Raw genomic sequence first — 22,181 nt, 5'->3', positions numbered from 1 at the left:
CGTGTCCTGCGGATCTTGGGTGATCGTTCGGTCACGATGTGTGGGTGGTTGGACGGGGTGAGGTTACTGACCGGGCGTGGGCGCGGATAGAGCCGTTGTTGCCGGGTGCGGGAGCACCTGGTGGCAGGTGGCGTGAGCATCGGCAGGTGGTCAACGCCATCTTGTGGAAGTTGCGTACCGGGGCACCCTGGCGTGACCTGCCAGAACGTTATGGGCCATGGAAGACAGCCCATGAGCGGTTACGGAAATGGACCGCGGACGGCACCTGGGACAAGCTGATGAGCGAGGTCGTCACCAAAGACGACTCCGTCGGTGAGGTCGAGTGGGTGATCAGTGTGGACTCCACCCACATCCGGGCACACCAGCATGCCGCTGGAGCCCGGAAAAAGGGGGCTGCGCGGACTGGATCGAAAACCTCGCCGTGCCAGGAGAGGCCCTGGGCAGATCCCGGGGCGGGCTGACCAGCAAACTGCACCTGGCCGTCGACGGCGCCGGGCTACCGGTCAGCGTGATCCTCACCCCCGGTCAGGCGGGTGACAACCCTCAACTGCTGCCGCTGCTGGATGAGATCTCCGACCTGCGCATCGACGGGGTGCGGGTGCAGGTTGGGCGGGTGCTGGCCGACAAGGCCTATTCCCATCCCTCCACCCGCAAAGCCTTACGGCACAGGCGAATCAAGGTCACCATTCCCGAGCGTGCCGACCAGATCCAGCGCCGCAAACAACGCGGCCGAGCCGGCGGACGCCCACCAGCGTTCGACCCCGAGCTCTACCGCAACCGCAACGTGGTCGAACGCTGCTTCAACCGCCTCAAACAATTCCGCAGTCTGGCCACCCGCTACGCCAAACGGGCCGCCTACTACCGCTCCGAAGTCCTTATCGCCTGCCTCATCCTGCTCCTGCGATGAAGATCCGCAGGACACGCCCTAGTACGACAGCTGTAGATCGCGATCTACAGCTGTCGTACTAGTTGAGGGGGTGGACGCGGAAGTCGGCCTCCTTCGCCGACCATCGTGCCGATGACGACCTTCTGGCTTAGCTGGCCGGAACCGGACGCAGTGTTGGAAAACGCTCTTCCCGATTGCTGTGCTCGTGCACACTCTCCGGGCCGGTCTCAACTCGGTGATGTCGGCACATCCACTTGCTCCAGCTGTTGCGGTTTGATCTCGCGTACATCCCCTAGCGCAGGTCATTCGGAAAGGAGCCATGATGGCTCACCGGCCGTGGCGTGCCCGCACATCAGGCGCGGTATTCCTTGTCGTTGGTGCCTTGTGCGGTGCTGTTCTGGGAGCTGGCGGGATGGGGCTGGCCGGCGCCACCACCAGCGCGGGTGACCGGGCCATCTTCGAACCAGTAACGCCCACACGCATTCTCGACACCCGTACCGGCGACGGCGGCACGACCGGCAAGGTCGGCCCAGCCCAGACCATCACCCTCCAGGTCAGCGGTCGGGGCGGAGTCGCATCCGATGCGGTCGCGGTGGTACTCACGCTCACCGCCACCGGGTCGACAGCCGATAGCTACCTCACCGTGTGGCCGGCCGGCCAAACTCGTCCGGCGACCAGCACCAGCAACTTCCAGGCGGGCACCACGACCGCAACGCAGGCTACCGTCAAGCTTGGTACTGGTGGCAAAGTCCAGATCTATAACCACGCCGGCTCGGTTCATGTCATCGCCGATGTCGCTGGCTACTACCGCGGCCACACCCATGACGACGCCTACTACACGAAGTCCCAAAACGACGCCCGAGACATCCAGGAGGACCAGCTCGTCGGCGGCTGGATACCAGCAACCCAAGCCACCTTCATCCCAGGTGCCCGTTACCTCGCCGGCGCAGACGTCCTGGCCACCGGCTCCTACGCGGTGCACTTCACCCGAAGCGTCGGCAACTGCACCTTCACCGCGACTCTGGCTGGCAACACCGATCCCGGCACCGTCATCGTCAACGGCACCCGGTCGGGCTTCCCGAAAGACATCCTCGTCTCCACCTTCGACACCTCCGGAACACCAGCACCACGATCCTTCAACATCGTCGGCATCTGCGGTCCACCCACGCCATAACCCACGACGAGCACCCCTCCGCGAGCTGACGTTCGCTGGCCGCGGAGCGGCACGGTTGACGTGGCCGACGTCAGGAGTCGGAGGGGCCAATCGCATCGAGGAGCTGAAGTTCTTCCTCCGTCAGCCGAAGCGCGCCCGCTGCCACGTTGTCGACGAGGTGATCCGGGTCACCGGTCCCAGGGATGGCCAGCACATGGGCGCCCTTTTGCAGGATCCATGCCAGGCGTACCTGTGCCGGTGAGACACCGTGTGCACGGGCCACGGCGTGGACCTCGTCGTGCTCGGCCCGGGCGGCTCCCGCCATGCGTCCCTTCCCGGCGATGGAGAAGAAGGGTACGAACGCGATGCCGAGCTCCTCGCATGCGCGCAGCATCTCGTCCTCGCCGGGTGCGTCGATGCTGTAGCGGTTCTGGACGCATACCACCGGTGCGATCGCCCGGGCTTCGGCAAGGTGTTCCGGGCGGGCGTCGGAGATGCCGAGGTGGCGGACGAGTCCCGCGTCGCGCACCTCGGCGAGGGCCCCGAAGTGCTCGCTGATGGAGTCCTGGCCCATGAGGCGCAGGTTGACCACGTCGAGGTGGTCGCGGCCGAGCTGACGCAGGTTCTCCTCCACCTGGCCGCGTAGTTGGTCGGGCCGCGCCGGGGTGGTCCACTCGCCGGCGGCGTCGCGGAACGGGCCGACCTTGGTGGCGATGACGAGATCGTCCGGGTACGGCGCCAGCGCCGAGTTGATCAGCTCATTGGCCAAGCGCAGCCGAGAGAAGTAGAAGGCCGCGGTGTCGATGTGGTTCACCCCGAGCTCGACTGCGCGACGCAGCACGCCGATCGCCTGGCCGCGGTCGCTGGGGGTGCCCTGGTGCAAGGCGCCGCTGCCGGTCAGGCGCATGGCGCCGAAACCGATCCTGTTGACCTTGAGGTCACCGAGCAGCCACGTGCCGGCGGCTGCCGCAAAGACTGGGTGCGACGTCATTTTCCATCAGCTCCATCCGATCGGCCGTCGCCCTTCGATGCCTCGAGGGCGGCGGTCCTGGAGTATGCGCAGGGGACAGCCGTGGCGGGAAGATGCGGAGCAGTGAAGAAATGTCACAGCGGGATCGGGAATTCCCAATAGGCACTCCGGGTTGTCATTATGGACGCTCGAACTGCCACAGACCCTGAACTGCTTCAGCTTTCGATGGCCAGGCGGGCGGCACCGCTCGGCGGGCTTGACGGCGCTAGCCCCGGGCGGGGACCCCTTGAGCACCAGCCCATCGAAGCAGCGAAGTGCATTGATAGCGCCGCGATGCCGGTCCATGATCTGGACTGCGCCGGCTGGACCGAGTTGGCGGATTTCCGCCAGCGTCGGCCGGCGGCGTACCTGAAGCATGGACGCGTGATCGACAAGAGCGAGTCCCCACTGAGCAACGCCGCGTTCCGCCGGGTGTGGATCGGGGCCACCGTGTCGGCGGCCGGAGATGCGGCGAGCTGGGTCGCGTTGGTGGCATACGCGTTGGGTTTGGCCCACGGCAGCGTGGCGATCCTTGCCGTGCTCTACACAGCGCCGGTGGCGGTCGGTGGGCTGGTCGCCGGATGGGCCCTCGACAGGTACGACCGCCGGTGGCTGCTCGTCGGGGACAGCCTGGTGCGGGCGGCGGTGTTCGGCACGGTGCCGCTGGCTGCGGTGTGGGGCGGGTTGACCGCTGTTCAGCTGTACATGGTCGCTGGGGTGTACGGGCTGCTGAAGATGACCAGCCTGGCCGGGTTCCCGGCGCTGATTCCCGAACTGGTGGCGCCAGGGCAGCTGATGGCCGCAAACGCCCTGGAGTCGGTGAGCTTCGGGATCGCGGGCCTGGTCGGCGCCGTCGGTGCCGGCGTCGCGGTGGCTACGGTCGGGGCCGGGTACGTGGTGGCCTTCGACGTACTGAGCTACGTGATCTTCGCGCTGTGCCTGCTCGGCACGCGGATAGGCGCCGGTCCGGCGCGGGCGGTCACCCGGCCGGCCACGGTGTCCCGGCGTGGCGGTGGGCTTGGGCCGGTGCTGCGGCTGATGGTGCGCGAGCCGGTGCTGCGCGACACCACGTTCATGTTCGCGTTGTTCAACATCGGCGAGGGTGCCTTGCTGGTGGTGCTGCCGGAGCGGGCGGTCGAGTACGGGCTCGGCGCTGGCGGGTACGGCTACTTGGTGGCCGCGGTGACAGGGGGCGAGTTGCTCGCCGCGCTGGTTCTGCTGCGCTGGTCCTGGCGGCCGTCGCTGACGCGCTCGGTGGTGTTGGCGTCGCTCGTGGCCGCGATGGCCGTCCTCGCCGTGCTGGTCCCGTCCCCGTGGGTTGCCGTGGTGGGCCTGGTCGGGCTGGGCGGCTGCGCGGCAGCGATGACCACCTGGGCGCAGACCCTACGAATGGCTGCCGCCCCATCCGATGTGCACGGGCGGTTGTTCGCGGTGCTGCGGACGCTGATGCAGGCCACTCCGCCGCTGGGCGCTGGGCTGGCTGCGCTGACCCTGCGGGACGGCGTCGCCGCCACTGTGCTGGCGATCTGCGCGCTGATGGCGATGCCCGCCCTCGCCTTCGCCCGGGACCTAGCCGCCGCTGGGGCGCGATATCGGGCCGCCGACGGCAGGACACCCGACAGGGTCGGCGCCGGGGATCAGGCATGATCGCCGAGATGGACCTCGACTTCGAGAGCTGCTACCAGGCCACCCGCAGCCGCGATCCACGCTTCGACGGCTGGTTCATTGTCGGGGTACGTACCACCGGGATCTACTGCCGGCCGAGCTGCCCTTCGCCGGTTTGCCCGAAGCCGGCCAACGTCACCTTCTACCGGACCGCCGCTGCCGCTCAGCTCGCGGGGCTGCGCGCTTGCAAGCGCTGCCGCCCGGACGCGGCGCCCGGATCGGCGGAGTGGAACAGCCGGGCCGACGTCGTCGGTCGGGCGATGCGGCTAATCGCCGACGGCGTCATCGACCGCGAAGGCGTGCCTGGGTTGGCCCGGCAGCTCGCGGTCAGCGTCCGACATCTGCACCGCCTGCTGGTGGACGCGGTCGGCGCCCCACCGCTCGCGCTGGCTCGCTCCCAGCGGGCTTACCAGGCACGGCTACTCGTCGAGACCACCAGGATGCCGTTCGGCGAGGTCGCCTTCGCCGCCGGCTTTTCCAGCATCCGGCAGTTCAACGACACGCTCCGCGAGATCTTCGACGCCACACCGTCACAACTACGCGCGGCCGTGCGCCGCCGCGGCGCCCCGCACCCAGGCGGCCTCACACTGCGGCTGGCTCTGCGGCAACCGTATGACCCGCACGGGGTGGTCGAATGGCTGGCGGCCCGCGCGCTGCCGGGCATCGAGGAGTACGCCCACCGCGCGTACCGGCGGGTGCTCCGGCTCCCCGGCGGCCCGGGCACGGTAACGCTGCACCCAACGCCCGACCATGTGCACGCGACGCTCCGGCTGGCAACCGTGGCCGATCTGGGCTCCGCCGTGGCCCGCTGCCGGCGCCTGCTCGACCTCGACGCCGATCCTGGCAGCTATCTTCCGGTGCTGGCCACAGATCCGGCCCTCGCGCCGCTTGCCGAGGCGACGCCAGGGTTGCGGTTACCAGGCACAGTGGACGGTGCAGAGACCGCGCTGCGCACCGTGCTCGGCCCACATGCGCAGACCCTGGTCGCGGCGCTCGCCGAGCCGCTGCCCGGCCCCGACGGCGGACTGACCCACACGTTTCCAGGCCCCGCAGCCATCGCCGCTGCCGACCTCGCTATGCCCGCGGCCCGAGCGAGCACGGTGCGGGAGATGGCGCAGCAGCTCGCCACCGGCGAGCTACGCCTGGACGAGGGCGCCGACCGCGTTGAGGTCCGCCGCGGCCTGCTCGCCGTACCCGGTCTCGGTCCCGCCCAGGTCGAGGACCTCATGCTGCACGCGCTCGGTGATCCAGACTCCTTCCCCGCCGCCGACCACAGCCTGCGCTCGGCCGCTGGGGCGCACCAGCTACCCGCCGACGCAGCCGGCCTCACGCGACGAGCCAACCAATGGCGACCGTGGCGCGGCTACGGGGCGCACCTGCTATGGCGAGCGGAGTCGACATCCGTCCTGCCGGGCAATCCACAGCTGGCACGAGGCCGATAGCCGCGGCCGCGCATCCCTGGGTGTCAGGGTTGGGTGAGTCCAGTGGTTCAGAGCAAGTAGCCCTCTCGGGGCGAGGATGGATCTTCCTTCGATGACGATTCCCGGCACAGATATGTCCGTCAGGAACGATGGGGTCATGGCGACGGAAGGACCTCGATCAGACCGGCCACGGCGGCGGTCGTTTCCTCCGGCGGAGAAGCTGCGACTGCTCGCCGGGAGTGCCACCTGGTGCTTGTCATAGCCGAGGTGATCGCTCATCTCCTCCTCAAGAGCGGTCTCCAGCACCCAGCCGGTCAGCTGGTTCAACAACCCATCATGTATGGATATGCGGAAGGGATCGGTCGGCACCCGGGCCTATCACCTTCTTTCACCGCGTTCGCGACCCTCGCAAGGTCGTCGATGTAGAAACTATTCAAGAAGCCTGAAGCTGTACCCGAGACCTGTTCACGGTTCACGATCTCACTGTGGACTCGAAGATCCGAAGGATTGAGGATATTCCCTATGCCAAGCTGATTAGCTGCCAACCGAACCAGTGCGGTCAATTCCGAGCCGTTTACCGGTTTGGTCAGCGGTCTTTCGTCCTCACTGAGGTTCGCAGCATCCTTGTCGTCCTCAGTGGCAGTCAGTATCTCGCGCACGGCGTCGGTGAATCGGTTGGCGGCCTGCTCGAAGCCTTCCAGCCAAGACCTTCCGCCTGAGCTTGGCCGATGCGCTCGCCCGACCGCCCACGCAGCAGTTGATAACACCAACGTGTCCAACAACAGCCGACCATCCTCGCCCACAATTACGGCGAAGAGTGCGCTTCTCCGCGCGGGACACGCTCATCCACATCGGGCCCAGACGGACCGAACGCCTGCTCTAGGGCGGCGTGCAACTGGTCCAGACGAAATACGCCGCCATAGACCGTGTGTCTCCACACCTTGTCTCTATTTAGGCGCTGTCGGCACAGCGGATGCTGCTCACTCCACGGCAATAGTTGCCCTGGCCGCACCAGGTGCCAACGCTCATCGGAATTTTGGGAGTTCAATCGAGGTGCACCCAATAGCTCGACCGAACGCCAGAACCGCAGTATTGCGCAATCTCCAGTTCTCTCTTTGTCGGTCGGCGTCCCGGTTCACCGGCAGAAATCTTGCCGTTATCTTGATATGAGTCAATCTTCTTTTTCACGTTACCAGCCGCCGAGAGTCGAGCACTGTTGGCGTTAAGAACGTTCCACTGTGTTCTCGTTCAAGCGAATATCGCACTGCGCGCATGCTTCCTCCACGTCCGCGCTTCGACGCCAACACCTCGGCTCCACGAGGTGACCGGAGGTCACTCCAGGCCGCCCGTCCAGGGTCGTTTCCGCATCTTCCAAGCTGGTCATGCGGGTTCGATTCCCGTCACCCGCTCCACACCACAAGGCCCAGGTCAGAGCAGGCACCGGCTCGACCTGGGTCTTCTCGTCGAGAGGTCAAGAGACGCACCGACGTCGTGGCGATCTTCCCAACCCCGCCGCCCTCCTCCGGCTCTCGAGCTGCGTGCTGATCGAGGCCCACGACGAATGGCAGGACAGCCACCGCCGCTACGGCATTGTTGCTCGCACTCGCAGAGCACCACGCGACGAGCTACACCACTCCACGGGACGTCACCTCCAGACGAACTCCGGCCCGGCGTGGCGACCCTCGAGCGACTGGTCGACGCGTAGCTGCCTGTCGGGCTGGACAGCCCATCCGCCTTGACGCTTTCGGACTCCTCCACGCCCACGGTCGGCTCGGCCATCGGGTGCTCGCAGCGTCGACCGCGCCGAGCTGAATTCCCCAAGATCGGCTGCGGTGCCAGGCGCAAGCCCCCCTCGATCGAGGGACGAGGTCCCCCTCGGCCGAGGGATGGCCGGCTAAGTTGCATCCTCGAATGTGAGGGAATGACGACAGCCACCAGCTCGAACCAGGTTCGGACCTGTGACGACGTTGCACAGCGATCAGCGCCCCGATGGGCCAAAAGGTTGGCACACGCGATTCCCTTCCTGGTACTCCCCTCCGGTCTCTGGCGACTGGCCGCGGCGTTCGGGTTTCCCATGGGCCAGCTGGACGCCTCTGGCCACCCCTGGGTCTCGCATGGGTGGAGCTCGGTCTACATCGCTCTGATCAGTGTGCTGTCGGAGGTCGTCGCGCTCACCGCGTTCGGACTTGTCCAGCCGTTGGGGAACGAGATTCCGCAATGGGTGCCCCACTTCGGCGGTCGAGGGGTTCACCCGAAGGCCGTATTCTTCGTCGCCGCGCTCGGATCGATGGCACTCGTGTTGATCTGGACAGTGGGCTTCTGGAGGGTCTGGACAGGTCATGGTCCGGGCAGCATGACGAGCGGACCGTGGACGGCCGTCTTCACCGCTTGCTATGCCCCGTTGAACCTCTGGGGCCCATCGCTCCTGGTGCTGGCATGGGCCTATCGACGCCGCGCGGCAGCATCCCTCGTCTAAGGCGCTTGCCATCCTCACGGCACTTGCCGAGCGGCGCGGCATCGGCCGGATCACCCCCGCGTACGCGGGGAGCACACTTGTCGACCTGCAGCTTTGCAGCAGATGCGGCAAGTACTCATTCACTTTGGTCGACCGCTGCCAGGGCCGAGGTAACCGAACCTCGCGCGGTCACGCACAGCGGCATGCACCTTGCCGCCCTGTTTCGCGGATGCGACGTCGGCCTGCGCCAGACACCGCAGTCAGAAGACTTGGACGACCAATCTGCGCCGAAAGCGTCGCCAGAGGCAAGCTGGTCCTGCGGGTTCGATTCCCGTCACCCGCTCCCCCGCACCACCACCGGTCAGAGCCGGCTCGCCGGAGGCGTCCTCCTGACCAGATGCCCGTACGACGGAATCTCACCGCCAGCGTCGGCGTCGACCCGGATCACGTTCGAGCCGATCCTCGATCCAGCCGAGCAGGAACAACAAGGCCGCGACTCCACCGGTGAAGCCGATGATCAGTTCGAGGATGTTGTCGAAGTCGTTCCACATGTCAGTGGCAGTTCCGCTGCCCTGATTCCCAGTGGTCGGCCGCCACTCCGGTCATGTCTGGCGCGATCGGGTCTGACACGTCGGGTCTCCTGCAGTGAAGCCATCCATCGGGCAGCCCAGTCATCGTCAAGCCTCGTCAAGCGCGTCTTTCGTACACTCCGGCTTGTCAACTACAAAGTCTGTAGTAGTCTCTGGAAACTACCACAACAGTAGTAGTACGAGCAGGTGAGCCAGGTACCCGAAGCGGGCAAACGCATGTTCGAACGGGCATCAACCTGCCCAGCCCGACCGCTCACCCGCACTCGGTCCGTCACCGTCGCGCACGGCACCCGGTTTGGTCCCGCCGATCCACCAGCAACCAGATGAGTGAGGGTCCGACATGACATTCCAGACATCGCCCGCCGTTGGCCCCTCGACACCGGAGGCCGTCCCCTCGCGGGAGGCTGCTGTGAAGGTGAGCGTGATCGTCCCGGTGTACAACCCGGGGCGTTATCTGGAGGACTGCATCGCCTCGCTGATGGACCAGGACATGCCGGCCGGGGACTTCGAGGTGATCTTCGTCGACGACGGCAGCACCGACGGCAGCCCACGCCGCCTGGACGACCTCGCCGCGACACACCCCTTCATCCGGGTGATCCACCAGGCGAACTCCGGCTGGTCCGGCAAGCCACGCAACGTCGGCATCGAGGCAGCCCACGGCGAGTACGTCTTCTTCCTCGACAACGACGACCTGCTCGGCCAGCAGGCACTGCGCCGCATGTACGCGTTTGCCAAGGCCAACGACTCCGACATCGTTGTCGGCAAGATGGTCGGCAAGGGACGTGGCGTCCCCCGCGAACTGTTCCGCAAGACCTACCCGACCGCGACGTTGTCCGACGCGCCGCTCATCGACAGCCTCACCCCACACAAGCTCTTCCGCAGGTCGTTTCTCGACAAGCACGGTCTCCGCTTTCCCGAAGGCCGCCGCCGGCTCGAGGACCACGTCTTCGTGATCGCCGCCTACTTCGCCGCCGACACCATCTCCGTACTCAGCGACTATGTCTGCTACTACCACGTGCGCCGTGACGACGACTCCAACGCCGGGTTCGAGCGCCTCGAGCCCGAGAGCTATTTCGGCTTTCTGCGCGAGGCTCTGGACGTCGTCGAGGCCAACACCGAACCCGGACCGCTACGCGACCGCCTCTACCGCCGCTGGTATCGGGTGGAGATGTTGGAACGGCTCCGTGGCAAACGACTGCTCGACACCCCCGCCGTCCAACGCGGCCCCCTCCTGCACGAGATCCGGAAGGTGGTCGCCGAACGGTTCGGGCCCGGCGTCGCGGCGCCTCTCGCCCCCACCCACCGGGTCATCGGCAGCCTCGCCCAAGCAGGCCTCCTGGACGACCTGGTCAGCTTCGCCAACTGGGAGAACGACATCGCCGCCGCGGCCCAGCTCGACGACGTCGGCTGGCAGGCCGGCACCCTCCAGCTGACGCTGACCGCGGAGCTACGCAACGGTGGCGAGCTGCTCACGTTCGCCCACCGCGACGGCCGCGACGCACTCGGCGTGTACTCCACGCTGTCGCCTGCCGGACAGGCCGCGCTCACCGAAGCCGACCTGGACTGCACGTCCCGGCTACAGAAGAGCAAGGTCGACGTACTCGCCAGGGACCGGGACACCAGGGCCGAATACCTGCTCCCGACCACCTTCAACTGCGTCCGCCACCCAGTCGCGGAGCAGGGTGCGGTCTTCGGGCAGGTGTTCCAGGCGAAGGCCGCCGTCGACATCGCCACTGCCGCGAGCGGACGGCCGCTCCCGACGGGAACCTGGGACCTCTTCGTTCGCCTCACCAGCTGTGGCTGGACGAAGGAAACCCGGTTGGGATCGCACCGTTCCGACGCAGCCACGTACCACTGCGTCCCCGCCGTACTCGCCAACCCGGACACGGTGGTGACGCCCTACCGGACCGACAAGGGCAATCTCACCCTCGACGTCGGGAACCACACCAACCGCCTCGACAGCCTGCACATCATGAGGGAGCTGCCGCAGATCGGCTACGGCGACAACAGCCTGGACCTGCACATCTCCGTCCCACTCACGGCCGTCGTGCCACAGCCGGTCAACGGCAGCAGCGCCCTGCGACTGACGCAGAACACGGTCGCCGGTTCCGTGGTCACCATCCCGGCAGCGCTCACCCCTGCCGAGACGACCGCCGCCGCAGGCTCGATCCTGTTGGCCCGCCACCACGGTGAGCTTGATCCAGGGCGCTGGTCGGTGGAGGTCCGCCTCACCGCCGGCACCGCCTTCGTACGACTTCCGGCCACGGTCATCACGACGACCGACGGCGTACCAACCGTGGAAGCCCTGTCCCTTCCGGCGCGGCGCACCCCCGGAGCGAAAACGCCGGGTGGCGATGCGTGGAAGCGATCGGTCCTCACCGGACGTCGACTCGCGGGTCGCGTCCGGCGCTGGGCCAGGAGCAGCGCCGCGCAGTAGGCCCACATCGCCGTGGCTCGAGTCAGGGCCGGTGAGCCGAGAGGAGCTGGATGAACCTTCTGAATCCGCACAGCCTGCTGGCCAGCCTGGGCGCGCTGGGTGTGTTCCTGGTGCTGTTCGCCGAAACCGGGCTACTGGTCGGGTTCTTCCTGCCGGGCGATTCCCTGTTGTTCACCGCCGGCCTGCTGTGCGCCACGGCTTCGACTTCCGCAGCGCATCTCTCGCTGACCACGGTGCTTCCCGCCGCGGTTGCGGGAGCCCTGCTGGGCGCCCAGACCGGGTTCTGGATCGGAGGCACGATCGGCCCCAGGCTGCTGGATCGGCCGGACCGTCCAAGGTTGGGGCAGGCGGTCGAGCGAGCACGCCATGCCCTGGACCGGTACGGGACGGGTAAGGCACTGGTGCTGGCACGGTTCATCCCGCTGGTGCGCACCGTGATGAACCCCCTCGCAGGGACCGTCGGTGTCTCCACCCGTACCTTCACCGCGTGGCAGGTGCTGGGTGGCACCGTCTGGACGATCGGCGTCACCGTGGCGGGCTATCTGCTTGGCTCCTCGGTCCCGAACGTCGACCACTACCTGCTCCCGATCGTCGCGGTCATCGTCGTCCTCTCCCTGGTGCCGGTTCTGCTCGAGGTCCGCCGGGCGCGCCGACCCGCGGCCGCACGCTCGCATTCCGCCGACGGCACCCGGACGTGAGCAGATCCCGACACCGTCGAGGACCAGCCTCGAGTGATCGAGACGCCGCCTCACAGATCCCTGTTCCGTCAGGTTGGGAGAGGCCACCGGCTGTTGCATGAGTGGCTCACCCCGGAGATCGTCCAGCTCGGGACGTCCTGGGGGTCGGCAACGCGTGCCTTGGCCCCCGTGCAGGGTGCGTGTCTGGAAAAGGGTTGTGTACGAATGTAGGCGGCCTTGGCGATCTCGAACTGCTGGTCGGTGTCCTTGGCGGTCTCCACCGATGCAGCGAGGGCGACGACGGTGAGGGTGGCGACCGCCAGTGCGAGGCCCCGGCGGCGTCTGGGTGGCTCGTTCAGCAACGCGCGGGCACGGTCGGAGACCGCTGACGCCGCGGCGGCCAGCGCGATGCCCGGTAGTGAGCCGGTGCGGGCAAGTCCGGCCCGGGCCAGTGCCCGGGCCGCCAGCCGGCGGTCGCGGACTTCTTCGGCGGCGTCCTCGTCCGCCCATCGCTCGATCGCGGCACGGACGGCGGCGGCCAGCGGGCGTAGGAGCGGGTTGGCGGCGGCAGCCAGTTCGACAGTTTGGACGTAGAGGTGATGCCGGTGGCGCAGATGGGACGCCTCGTGCGCAAGAAGGACCCGGCGTTCACCGGCGGGCAGTGCACGCAACATGGCCGTGGAGACGACGACCCGGCCGCTGAGGCCAGAGGGCAGGGTGTAGGCGTCGGGTCGTTCGTCCTGAACAACCACGAGCCCGTCCGCCGCGGGCCCGAGCTGCCGGCACGTGATGGCGGCCACGGCGAGGTCGCGCCCGGCGAGGACGAGGCGCCGGACAGCGGCAGCGAGCAAGACCACCACGACGACCCCAGCCGCCGCACCGATCGCCGCGGGTATCCGATCGCCCGGCCCGAGCTTCGCCACCGACCAGTGCCCAAGAGCTGCCACGAACGGAATGCGGGCGAGCACCAGGAACGCCACGACGGCCAGGACGAAGCCCGTCGACAAGGCCGTCACCAACGCGGCCGCGGTCAACAACCGAACGGCTGTCGGCGGCGGCAACCATCGCCCGAGCCGGGCGCCGGTGAGCCAGAGCAGGACACTGACGATCAGCGGCAGGTAGGCGGCGTGATCCACGTCAGCCCTTGCGTTCGTCTCGGGACTTCGGGCTCAACAGGTCGGCGAGCACCCGGGCGTCCTCCGGCGAGAGGTCCTCGACGAACCGCGCCAGCACACCGGCGTGGTTGCCCCCACTGTCGAGAACACGACGCATCCGGTGCGCTGCCATCGCCTCGTCGACCGTTCCGAGATCGGAGGCAAGCGTGTAGATGTAGGCGCGACCGTCCAGTTCCCGCGACAGCAGCCCCTTGGCGTGCAGCCTGCCCAGCGTGGTCATCACGGTTGTGTACGCCAAACCGCCGCCGAGGTCGGCAAGCACCTCGTTCGCCGACAACGCCCCGTCGGCCGCCGCAAGACACGCCAGCACCTCGCGCTCCAGTCCCCCGCGGGGACGCATCTGCGATCCCGCCAAGTCAGGCCTCCAGTCGTCCGAGCTTCCCGCCAGAACCTACTACGAATCTTGTAGTACTATCTTCATGGCCAAAGGCTAATGATGCCCGAGACTTTCTTCCCACACCAGGAAGCGGAAAGTGTCCCGGCCCCTCCGCCGGCCCGCACCCCCCGTCGGGCCGGCGGAGGCTCAAGCTGAGTGAGTGTCCGGCTCCGCAGCGTTTCCATGGATGACTGCCGAAGGACAACCCAGGTCAGAGGGGGCTGCTCGGCCGACCCAGCTCGCGCTGGTACCACGTGCCCGGCTTGCCACCGACGTCGGCGGGATCGGCCGGCCCGACCGGGACGAACCCGGCCTTGGTCAGCACCTTCTGGGACGCGACGTTCTGGAGCGAGGTGGCCGCTCTGAGCGTACGCAGCCCATGCCGCGCCGCAGCCAGCGTGCACAGTTCCCGGACGGTCTCGGTCGCCACGCCGCGGCCGGCGACATCCTCCGCGACCCGGTAGCCGAGGTCGGCGGTGCCGTCCTGGAGGTCGTACAGGTTGAACCGGCCGAGCACCGAGCCGTCCTCGTCGACAAGCACGTAGAAGGCGCAGGTGCCGCCCTCCTGTTCGGCAAGCAGAGCGGTGTATCTGTCGGCGAACTGTTCGTAGTAGCCGTCGCCACGGTCGGAGACGAAGGCAGCGAAGTACGCGCGGTTGACCAGTTCGAACGCCAGCACCGCCGGGGCATGGCGAGCACTCAAAGGCTTCAGCTCGGGCATCGCCCGACTTTACCCAGGCGGCGCACTGACGCAGCGTTCGAGGTTCCGCCTGACCCGCCTCGCGAACCACGGGTCGGTACGCCGTACGGGCTTGATCCCCCACCAGAGCATCGACGACCACGCGAGAAGGATCGTCTCCAGCCGCTCGAGAGTCGCCGGGTGTCCGGTGGGAAGACCGAGCGAGTGTCGCGCCTCGGAAAGGAGCGGAACCAGCCGAGGCGTACTCTCCTTGCCCGACAGCACCTGCGCGTAGGCGGCATCCCACGCCCAGTTGGCGGTCCGGGGAGTCGGGTCGATGAGGAGGAGTGGGCCTCCCGGGATCTCCGACAGCACGTTGTCGAAGTACACGTCGCCGTGAGACCGGACGCGAGGTGATTGCTCGTCCACCCACCTGAGGTCGTCATGCAACCTGGCAAGGACTTCCTCGGCCGGTCCCGGGCAGGCAGCCTTGATCGCCTCGGGCATGCACCACTCGAAGAACGCGGCATCGATCGGCGGGTAGGTCACCTTGTCGATGTCGCATGCCACCTGTTGGAAGCGCGCCGCCGCGAACATCAGCTCGCGGCAGTCATCAGGGCAGCCGAAGTCGATGCAATGCGGCGCTCGCCGCAGAACGAGCCAACCCAGGTCCACAGCGCCAAGACGCCGGCCACTGGCGTACACCTGAGGCACCAGTTCGGGCGCACGTCGCGAGACCTCGAGCATCCAGTCAAGCTCGATCGGGGTGGCGTTCAGCTTGACCACGACTGACTCGCCCGTGGGTGCCCAGACCGCCCGGAAGATCGTGCCGATCTCGTTGGTCGTCCGCGGCTGGTACTCGACTTCCGACAGCGCCGCGAGCGAGGGTTCACGCCCGAGTTGTTCGTGAAGGAACTCGGTGACCTCAGGTGCGTCCACCAGGGCCTCGCCGTTCCACAGATCCACGACAACCTCCCGTTCTGGCGGCATGACATGCAAACCCAGGATGACACCACGAGGAAGAGGGCCGTCCGCAGCCACGACTGGGAACACCTCACCCCTCGATCCGTGGGGCAGAACCTAAACCGGGGCGCGCTTGTCCAGCCACGCCAGGAGTGCCTGCGGTATCCGGGCGTAGCCCTCGTTGCCGCCGATGAACTCCTCGATCGCAAGGATCTGGTAGATGCCGGTGTACAGCCAGTTCCTCAGGGCGAACGATTCGGGCAACTCTCCGGCGACCTCTCTGTAGGCGCCCATGAACGGCTCCTTGCTGCCGGCGAAGAAGTCGAGGACCCCGTCGAGGCGGCAGCTGAAGTCGTACGGGAAGTCCCACTCGCGCACCATCTCGAAGTCGATGATCGCGCCGAACCCGCCTCCCGGGCCGAGAAGAGTGTTGTCGACGTGGAGGTCACGGTGAACGAGCCGTGGCCTGATGTCCGGCAGTGCCGAAAGGCCGTTCTCGATCCGGCGTTCGGCTTCGGCGAGCGCGTCCGGCGGGACCACCGACGGGTGCGCACTGACGGACCGGAGCGCGTCGCCGGGGTGGATCGCCTCCGCCCATGTGTCGTGGCGGGTGCCGGTGTCGTCGAGCCACCCACCGAACTCCGGGAGCTCGAAGCTGTGCAGCATGCCCACAGCCCGGCCGAGCCCCTCGAAGTACGCCGCACGTCGGTCGGCCGGCGTCGCCTCGAGCACCTCGCCGGTCTCGTCAACGGCGTCGACATGTCGCTGCACCGACAGCTGTCTCCCACCCAACTGCGGGCACTTCCACACCACACACAGCAGCTCAGGTGTAGGGAAGCCGATCTCCGACAGCCAGCGTTGGGCACGGAGCTGTCCCTCGACCTGACGGGGATCCTCCTCGGGAATGCGGCGCACCTTCACCAGGAGGCGGCCGACGTCGGACTCGACAGTCCAACGGTCGTTCGCATATCCCTCGACCCGCCGGCCGACAGTGAGCACCCGGACATCCGGAAGGGCAGCATCCAAAGCCTTGCGCAGATCCTCCACCGCGCGATCCTCACGTGCGTGGCCGAACGTATGCAACAGGTTTCGGTCCGCTGCCGGAGGCGCAATCGAACAAGGAGAAGCAGCCGTCCCGCGCGTTGCCAGGCGTCGTGGGAGGCGCGAACCCGGTGCCACAGCCGGCGACGTGCTTCGGGTTCGACGGCATCGAGGCGTAGGCCGAACTCGTCACACAGCAGGGCGTACCAGCCTTCTTCCTCCAGCACGTCCCGGTCTGTTCGCCCACCGGCGTCGACCCGGGTGAGGACGCAGCCGCGCAGGACAAGGGTGTGGTCAGCTCGCCGCGCCTGGACGACGAACTTCCGTACGAACGACGAGTCGGCAGCGGTCGACAGCCACTCGTGCATCGGCTCGAACTCCGCCAGCGGAACGGGCTGAACATCGACGTCGAATCCCGCGATCGACGAGCGCCCGGTCGTGGCGGAACCGCCAGACAGGTCCGTCGAGGTGTTCGACCCGGTAGGAGAACGGCGGCTGGTCGACCATGCCGGCGGCGGCCAGTTGCACGGGATCGTAGAAGCCGTCGCCCAGACCCACGTCGGCGAGCCATGGCCCCTGCGGAGACCGAACGAGTACGACGAGATGGCTGCCCCAGGGACGGCGACCGGTTGCCGTTCGACGGCACGCGATTCAGATGTGCATGGTGCAGGACGGTGAGCCCTTGAAGTGAGGGCGTGTGCTGACGCGGGACGCCGAGGTGACGGAGGTATCGGTCGGCCAGATCTGCATCCAGGCTTGGAACCTCACGTGCTCACTCCCGAATCAGACGACGCGGTGCAGCCAGGTCTTCCCGGTCGCATGGCCTTGCAGTCGTGACCGTTGCAGCGGTGCGCTGGGCGACGACACGCGGAGTCCGGTCATTGGTGCTCAGGACGCAGGTCCACTGTGAACGTCGGGTAGTCCGGCTGTGGGCAGGCGAGCCCGGTGTATCCGAGCTTGGTGTAGAAGGGTGCGGAACGAGTTTCGTGGGCCTGCCACTCGACGTACCGCGCGCGACCTCTGGCCCACTCGATCGCCGCGTTCAGCAGTTGCGTACCCGCACCGTTGCCGCGCTCGGACTCGGTGATGATCAGGTCGTGCATCCGGACGGTCCGATGGAAGTCGCCATGTCTGAGGTGTGGTCCGTAGTCCTGGGCGGCAACGTATCCGACAGCGACGTCGTCGCGGTACGCCCCGATGATCGCCCACCTGTCGTCTCCGAGGAGCTGGGCGAACACCTCCCGCGCCTTCGGCTCGGGGTCACGCGGGTCCATCAGCGGGCGCAGGTCGTCGTAGTCGGTCAGCTCGACAGGCCTGATCGCGAAGATCATGTGGCTCACCATGGCTAGTTCGGCGAGTGCCGGCAACAGAATTGACGCGACCCGCGGCCACCAACCCAGCCCGTCGTACGGCAGCAGCGGTTCGCGTCCGTCTGGAAGGTTCAGGCGGGTTCGAGTTGCCCGCCTGTTCGCTCGGCTTCTCGTTCGACTTCGCGTCGGGCGAGCATCGCCAGGCGCACGATGCCGTACACACTCAGCAGGCCGACTCCGAGGGCCAGCGAGGCGAGTACGTCGGTGGGCCAGTGCACGCCGAGGTAGATCCTGCTGGCGGACACCAACAGCACCACGGTCGCGGCGACGGAAGCCAGTAGAGCGCGGGTGCGCACCGAGACGTGAGCCATGGCGAGAATGGCGACGATGCCCCACGCCGCGGTCGCCTGGATGGTGTGGCCGGAGGGATAGGACCAGCCACCGGCACCGGACAGCCAGTCCGCAGCCGGCGGCCGTGCTCGGTGCGCCCACTGCCGGACAACCGCGTGGACCAGCACGGCGGAGCCGTAGACCGCGACGATCGTGATGGCCGGCCCCCACGATCGGCGCCGACGGACCAACACGACGGCCGCGATCACCAGGCCAGGCAGCAGTACCAGGTTGGAGCCAAGCCACGTGACGACCCGCAGTACGTCGTTCAGCCAGGCCACGCGGTGGTGGAGAACCCAGGCGTGGACGGTGGGGTCGATGGTGGCGAGTTCCTCGTGGGCGAGGACGTCCTGGGTGACGCCGAGGAACGTCCACGTCGACCCGACGGCCACGATCACGGCGACGGTCAGCGCCAGCCCCGTCGAGGAGCCCGGGTCGAGCCGCGCAGCGATCCAGGCCACCTGCCCGGGGAACCGGTTCACCACCCACGTGGCGGCCCGGCTCTCGCGTATCCGCTCCCCCTGCCGTAGCCACCAGTCACCACGCGTCTTTCGGAGCAGGTAACCGGCCAGGGCCAGGAGTACGACCACGACCAGGACGCCCAAGCCGATGCGCGACGCGAGGTGTTCCACGTGCCGCCAGCTGCTTCCGCCCAGGTAGCCCAGCAGTACGCACATGGCGCCCCAGGCGAGGCCGCCGGCGACGTTGAAGGCGGCGAACTTCGGATAATGCATCCGCGACATGCCCGACAGCCCCGGAATCATCACCCGCAACGCGGCGGTGAAGCGCCCCAGGAACACCGCCTTGCCTCCACGCTCGGCGAGATAGTGCTCCGCACGGTCAAAGTGCTTGTGGTTGACCAGCCGGCCCAGGGTTCCTTCGAGCAGCCGCCGGCCGTACCGGCGTCCGATCAGGTAGCCGACGGAGTCCCCGACCACCGCGCCGCCGATCCCGGCGACCAGCACCGCGGCCAGGCTCACCCGGCCCTCAAACGCCAGTACGCCACCGAGGATCAGCGCGATCTCGCCGGGAAAGACGAACCCCACGAACGCCGACGACTCCAACGCGGGAAGCGCGAACACCACCACCAGCGCCACCCACGCGGGCAGCGCCAGGATGTGCGAGGCGACCGTGTCGATCATGAACTGCTGACGCGCTGATCCGGGGTCACGCGACCGCGGGGCGCGTCTTCCTCGCTCGGCGCCGCGGTCAGCAACGGACGCAGCGGCGTACGCACCAGCGTCCCCACCAGCCACACCAGTACCCGCCGGAACACCGCGAAGCCCACGAGTGCCGCGGCCGCTCCGACCGCCAGCCCCGCGAGGACGTCACCGGGATAGTGAGCGCCCACGTAGACCCGGGAGAACGCCATCGCCAGGGCCGCGACCAGGCTGACCAGCCCGAGCCGGCGGCTCACCAGGAACAAGCCCGCCGTCACCGCGCCCGCCATCGTCGCGTGGTCACTGGGAAACGAGGAGTCGGTGCTGCGGGACACCAGAACCAGCACGTGCGGCAACGCGGTGTAAGGACGCGCCTCGTGTACGCCGTTCACGATCGGCTGGTTCAGCCCGACGGCGACCAGGGTCCCCACCGGCGCCCACAGGGCCGCCGCGACCTTGCTCAGGTCGCCGGTGCCGCGGGCGCTCCACCATCCCCACAGCAGCAGCAGGGCGAACAACACCACGCCGAACTTCGCGTACGCGGTGACCGGCGCGTGCAGCCACCCCGTCGCGCGGGAGAAGGCGTTGACGGCTCGGAACCACGCCGAATCGTCCGGTAGTTGCCCGGCGGCGGAGGCAATCATCTCTGTGCCCATATGACGGCGTTCTCCTCCTGGTTTTGCGGCCGCGGCCTCGAGATCACCTGGCGTCACCTACAGTCCTTGTAGGTGGAGAGTACTACTACAACATTTGTAGGTACGGAGGATACGTGAGTTTGCCTCGACGCGGGCACGGCGATCTCGAACAGGAGATCCTCGCCGCCCTCGACCCGTCCGACGGTCCGATGACCGCGGGCCAGGTCCGCGAGCGGCTCGGCGACGCGTTGGCGTACAACACGATCACGACCGTGCTCGGCCGCCTCCACCGCAAGGGACGGGTCACCCGCTCTCCTGTCGGGCGCGGCTACGGCTACCAGCTGGTGCGCGACCCGGCCCAGGTGACGGCGTTCCAGATGAGACGACTGCTGGATGGAGACACCGACCGCGGTGCGGTTCTCACCCGGTTCGTCGGCAGCCTCTCTCCAGAAGACGAGGAACTGCTGACCCAACTGCTCCGCTCGACCGACCAGGAGTGACCGGTGATCACCTCGGTACTCCTCGTCCTGGCCTGCGCCGGAACGTTCGGCTGGGCCGCGCCCGCGCTGGCTCGGAGCCTCCCCCCGGCCATGGCGACCAGGCTGCTCGTCCCCGCCGGGATGGCGGTCAGCGCGGCGGCGTGGTTCGTTCTCGCGGTCACGGCGTTCACCTGGATCGGACAGTACGCGGAGATCGCCGAGCTCGGCCCCTGGTCGCCACAGCGACTACGAGCACTGGCGCCGATCGCGCCAACGGTCGCCGAGGTCGCCCTCGGCGTCCTCGCTGTGGTGTGCGTACGAACGATCCTGCGGGTGGTCGCACGAACCCGCGCGTTGCTGCGGATCCACCGCGACTGCGGCCGGCTCGGCGAACCCGGCGCGGTGGTGGTGGTCGACAGCGATGTCCCGGACGCGTTCACCACACCGGAGGCCGCGGGCCGGATCATCGTGACCCGCGGCATGCTGGCGACGCTGACCGACGACGAACGAGCTGCTCTGCTGGCACACGAGCGGTCCCACGTCCGGCACCGGCACAGTTGGTGGATCCTCGCCGCCGACGTCGCGGCCGCGGCGAACCCCTTCCTCTCTCGTACGACCAAGGCAGTACGCCATGCGGTGGAGCGCTGGGCCGACGAGGACGCCGCCGCGGAGGTGGCCGACCGGCGCCTGGTGGCCCGCGCCCTGGCACGTGCCGCCCTCACCCGCCAGGCACACACCCGGGCTTTCTCCGCACGGTCCGGCAGTGTCGCGACCGCCGCGGTCGGAGGTGACGTACCCACCAGGGTTCAGGCTCTCATCCACCCGCCCACCCGGCACGTCCGCGCCGGGGTCGCCGCACTCGTCGCGTTGCTGGTCGTGGTGACCGTGGGTGGAGCGACCGTCGAACGCCAGGGCGAGCACCTTTTCGAACAAGCCACCGCGACGTCGGCACCACACCACTGACGTACGCCGTATCGAACTCTCCCCGTGTATCCGGGGTTTTCTGTCACACCCGGGTCGGCGTTGTGGTGGGCTCTGGACATGGGCAACCTGCTGATGCGCATCGTGGATCCCGCGTTCGGACATCCGCGGGGAATTCTCGGCCGGCTCGGCGGCCGGCTCATGGCCCGCGGCAACGCCGAACAGGAGCGGTGGGCGGTCGCTTCCGGTGAGCTGAAGCCGGGCGAACGGGTTCTGGTGGTCGGCCACGGCCCGGGCGTCGGACTGGCGCTCGCAGCGGCTGCGGTGGGGGCCACCGGACACGTGCTCGGCGTCGATCCCTCCCAGACGATGCGCCGCATGGCTGCAGCGCGCTGCGCCGACGAGCTCCGGAAGGGCGTCGTCGAGCTTCGCGGCGGGACCGCCGAGGTCACCGGTGCCCCGGAGGCAAGTCTCGACGTCGTCATCTCCGTCAACAACGTCATGCTCTGGAAAGTGCACGACGGATTCGCCGAGCTCGCGCGGGTGCTGCGGCCCGACGGGCGGCTCGTGCTCACGGTCCATCGCCACGTCCTCGGCCGGCAACCGGGGGAGTTGCGGAATGCGGCAGAGGAAGCGGGCTTCGACCGCGTGACACTCAGCCTGCGCCCTCGCCGCAGGAACAGCCCGGCCGTCGAGCTGACCGCACGCAAGGCCGCAGCCAACGCCGGAAGTGTCGGGTCTGCGCCGCCTGGGTAACCG

The 22,181-nt window shown here is 67.9% G+C and carries 19 protein-coding genes and 3 pseudogenes; 10 read left to right on the top strand and 12 right to left on the bottom strand.

The annotated features are described in order from the left end of the window. The first annotated feature begins 38 nt into the window (after positions 1-38). Together F4554_RS09190 and F4554_RS09185 are read left to right on the top strand one after the other, a co-directional pair. Positions 39-907: pseudogene (locus tag F4554_RS09190) on the top strand (IS5 family transposase). A 391-nt stretch (positions 908-1,298) separates the two neighbouring features. Further along, positions 1,299-2,060 (top strand): hypothetical protein, encoded by a 762-nt coding sequence (locus F4554_RS09185; protein ID WP_179786994.1) that lies wholly within the window; start codon positions 1,299-1,301, stop codon positions 2,058-2,060. A gap of 70 nt (positions 2,061-2,130) precedes the next feature. Here F4554_RS09185 and F4554_RS09180 read toward each other — a convergent pair whose 3' ends face one another. Next, a complete protein-coding gene (locus F4554_RS09180; protein ID WP_179786993.1) occupies positions 2,131-3,030 on the bottom strand; it encodes an oxidoreductase in 900 nt (299 codons plus the stop codon). A gap of 402 nt (positions 3,031-3,432) precedes the next feature. Here F4554_RS09180 and F4554_RS09175 point away from each other — a divergent pair, with 402 nt between their 5' ends. Together F4554_RS09175 and F4554_RS09170 are read left to right on the top strand one after the other, a co-directional pair. Further along, positions 3,433-4,695, top strand: coding sequence for an MFS transporter (locus F4554_RS09175; protein ID WP_179786992.1), 1,263 nt, complete (start codon positions 3,433-3,435; stop codon positions 4,693-4,695). Next, on the top strand, positions 4,692-6,155 hold the full coding sequence (locus F4554_RS09170) for a DNA-3-methyladenine glycosylase 2 family protein (protein WP_238341251.1): 1,464 nt from the start codon (positions 4,692-4,694) through the stop codon (positions 6,153-6,155). The genes F4554_RS09175 and F4554_RS09170 overlap by 4 nt, the downstream gene beginning before the upstream one ends. 302 nt (positions 6,156-6,457) lie before the next feature. Here F4554_RS09170 and F4554_RS09165 read toward each other — a convergent pair whose 3' ends face one another. Then, positions 6,458-6,916, bottom strand: coding sequence for a hypothetical protein (locus F4554_RS09165; protein ID WP_179786991.1), 459 nt, complete (start codon positions 6,914-6,916; stop codon positions 6,458-6,460). A 682-nt stretch (positions 6,917-7,598) separates the two neighbouring features. Between F4554_RS09165 and F4554_RS32025 the strand changes: the two are divergent. Continuing rightward, positions 7,599-7,720 (top strand): annotated as a pseudogene (locus F4554_RS32025) (transposase); the annotation flags it as partial. A gap of 1,285 nt (positions 7,721-9,005) precedes the next feature. Here F4554_RS32025 and F4554_RS32960 read toward each other — a convergent pair. Further along, positions 9,006-9,140 carry a hypothetical protein gene (locus F4554_RS32960; protein ID WP_272955877.1) on the bottom strand — a complete coding sequence of 45 codons (135 nt, stop codon included), beginning with the start codon at positions 9,138-9,140 and terminating at the stop codon, positions 9,006-9,008. A gap of 379 nt (positions 9,141-9,519) precedes the next feature. On the opposite strand from F4554_RS32960, the gene F4554_RS09160 reads away from it, so the two are divergent. After that, positions 9,520-11,616 (top strand): glycosyltransferase family 2 protein, encoded by a 2,097-nt coding sequence (locus F4554_RS09160; protein ID WP_179786990.1) that lies wholly within the window; start codon positions 9,520-9,522, stop codon positions 11,614-11,616. 50 nt (positions 11,617-11,666) lie between these two features. Next, the gene (locus F4554_RS09155; RefSeq protein ID WP_179786989.1) at positions 11,667-12,314 is read left to right on the top strand and encodes a DedA family protein; all 648 of its coding nucleotides are present in this window, start codon (positions 11,667-11,669) and stop codon (positions 12,312-12,314) included. Between the two features lie 68 nt (positions 12,315-12,382). Here F4554_RS09155 and F4554_RS09150 read toward each other — a convergent pair whose 3' ends face one another. The 9 genes and pseudogenes from F4554_RS09150 to F4554_RS09115 all read right to left on the bottom strand — a co-directional run bounded on the left by F4554_RS09150 (position 12,383) and on the right by F4554_RS09115 (position 20,043). Beyond that, positions 12,383-13,429 (bottom strand): M48 family metalloprotease, encoded by a 1,047-nt coding sequence (locus F4554_RS09150; RefSeq protein ID WP_179786988.1) that lies wholly within the window; start codon positions 13,427-13,429, stop codon positions 12,383-12,385. Between the two features lies 1 nt (position 13,430). Then, positions 13,431-13,808 carry a BlaI/MecI/CopY family transcriptional regulator gene (locus F4554_RS09145; protein ID WP_179786987.1) on the bottom strand — a complete coding sequence of 126 codons (378 nt, stop codon included), beginning with the start codon at positions 13,806-13,808 and terminating at the stop codon, positions 13,431-13,433. A 247-nt stretch (positions 13,809-14,055) separates the two neighbouring features. Next, complete coding sequence (locus F4554_RS09140; RefSeq protein WP_179786986.1) at positions 14,056-14,565, bottom strand: GNAT family N-acetyltransferase; 510 nt, start codon at positions 14,563-14,565, stop codon at positions 14,056-14,058. Positions 14,566-14,574: 9 nt separating this feature from the next. Continuing rightward, a complete protein-coding gene (locus F4554_RS09135) occupies positions 14,575-15,489 on the bottom strand; it encodes a phosphotransferase (protein WP_179786985.1) in 915 nt (304 codons plus the stop codon). A 114-nt stretch (positions 15,490-15,603) separates the two neighbouring features. Then, positions 15,604-16,533 (bottom strand): phosphotransferase, encoded by a 930-nt coding sequence (locus F4554_RS09130; protein WP_179786984.1) that lies wholly within the window; start codon positions 16,531-16,533, stop codon positions 15,604-15,606. Positions 16,534-16,706: 173 nt separating this feature from the next. After that, a pseudogene (locus tag F4554_RS33975) lies at positions 16,707-16,949 on the bottom strand (arylamine N-acetyltransferase); the annotation flags it as partial. 456 nt (positions 16,950-17,405) lie between these two features. Beyond that, positions 17,406-17,858 (bottom strand): GNAT family N-acetyltransferase, encoded by a 453-nt coding sequence (locus F4554_RS09125; protein ID WP_179786983.1) that lies wholly within the window; start codon positions 17,856-17,858, stop codon positions 17,406-17,408. A 110-nt stretch (positions 17,859-17,968) separates the two neighbouring features. Further along, on the bottom strand, positions 17,969-19,369 hold the full coding sequence (locus tag F4554_RS09120; RefSeq protein ID WP_179786982.1) for a bifunctional DedA family/phosphatase PAP2 family protein: 1,401 nt from the start codon (positions 19,367-19,369) through the stop codon (positions 17,969-17,971). Beyond that, positions 19,366-20,043: a phosphatase PAP2 family protein gene (locus F4554_RS09115; protein ID WP_179786981.1), complete on the bottom strand. Its 678-nt coding sequence runs from the start codon at positions 20,041-20,043 to the stop codon at positions 19,366-19,368. Before F4554_RS09115 ends, F4554_RS09120 begins: the two co-directional genes overlap by 4 nt. A 113-nt stretch (positions 20,044-20,156) precedes the next feature. Between F4554_RS09115 and F4554_RS09110 the strand changes: the two genes are divergently transcribed. The 3 genes from F4554_RS09110 (at position 20,157) to F4554_RS09100 (ending at position 22,178) form a co-directional block, all read left to right on the top strand. Then, entirely contained in the window at positions 20,157-20,522 is a 366-nt protein-coding gene (locus tag F4554_RS09110; protein ID WP_202889222.1) for a BlaI/MecI/CopY family transcriptional regulator, read from the top strand. A 3-nt stretch (positions 20,523-20,525) separates the two neighbouring features. Continuing rightward, positions 20,526-21,464, top strand: a complete 939-nt coding sequence (locus F4554_RS09105; protein WP_179786980.1) for a M48 family metalloprotease — start codon at positions 20,526-20,528, stop codon at positions 21,462-21,464. Between the two features lie 78 nt (positions 21,465-21,542). Next, positions 21,543-22,178 carry a class I SAM-dependent methyltransferase gene (locus F4554_RS09100; RefSeq protein WP_179786979.1) on the top strand — a complete coding sequence of 212 codons (636 nt, stop codon included), beginning with the start codon at positions 21,543-21,545 and terminating at the stop codon, positions 22,176-22,178. The last annotated feature ends 3 nt before the right edge of the window (positions 22,179-22,181 follow it).

It is taken from the genome of Actinopolymorpha rutila (genome assembly GCF_013407855.1).
Taxonomy (GTDB): domain Bacteria; phylum Actinomycetota; class Actinomycetes; order Propionibacteriales; family Actinopolymorphaceae; genus Actinopolymorpha; species Actinopolymorpha rutila.
This window is presented reverse-complemented; position numbering and strand designations above follow the sequence as displayed.

Excerpts from the sequence above, each read along its gene's own strand:
- F4554_RS09140 (WP_179786986.1), bottom strand. The coding sequence starts at position 14,565 with ATGCCCGAGCTGAAGCCTTTGAGTGCTCGCCATGCCCCGGCGGTGCTG.
- F4554_RS09125 (WP_179786983.1), bottom strand. The coding sequence starts at position 17,858 with ATGATCTTCGCGATCAGGCCTGTCGAGCTGACCGACTACGACGACCTG.
- F4554_RS09185 (WP_179786994.1), top strand. The coding sequence starts at position 1,299 with ATGGGGCTGGCCGGCGCCACCACCAGCGCGGGTGACCGGGCCATCTTC.
- F4554_RS09115 (WP_179786981.1), bottom strand. The coding sequence starts at position 20,043 with ATGGGCACAGAGATGATTGCCTCCGCCGCCGGGCAACTACCGGACGAT.
- F4554_RS09145 (WP_179786987.1), bottom strand. The coding sequence starts at position 13,808 with ATGCGTCCCCGCGGGGGACTGGAGCGCGAGGTGCTGGCGTGTCTTGCG.
- F4554_RS09160 (WP_179786990.1), top strand. The coding sequence starts at position 9,520 with ATGACATTCCAGACATCGCCCGCCGTTGGCCCCTCGACACCGGAGGCC.
- F4554_RS09180 (WP_179786993.1), bottom strand. The coding sequence starts at position 3,030 with ATGACGTCGCACCCAGTCTTTGCGGCAGCCGCCGGCACGTGGCTGCTC.
- F4554_RS32960 (WP_272955877.1), bottom strand. The coding sequence starts at position 9,140 with ATGTGGAACGACTTCGACAACATCCTCGAACTGATCATCGGCTTCACC.
- F4554_RS09120 (WP_179786982.1), bottom strand. The coding sequence starts at position 19,369 with ATGATCGACACGGTCGCCTCGCACATCCTGGCGCTGCCCGCGTGGGTG.
- F4554_RS09170 (WP_238341251.1), top strand. The coding sequence starts at position 4,692 with ATGATCGCCGAGATGGACCTCGACTTCGAGAGCTGCTACCAGGCCACC.
- F4554_RS09155 (WP_179786989.1), top strand. The coding sequence starts at position 11,667 with ATGAACCTTCTGAATCCGCACAGCCTGCTGGCCAGCCTGGGCGCGCTG.
- F4554_RS09100 (WP_179786979.1), top strand. The coding sequence starts at position 21,543 with ATGGGCAACCTGCTGATGCGCATCGTGGATCCCGCGTTCGGACATCCG.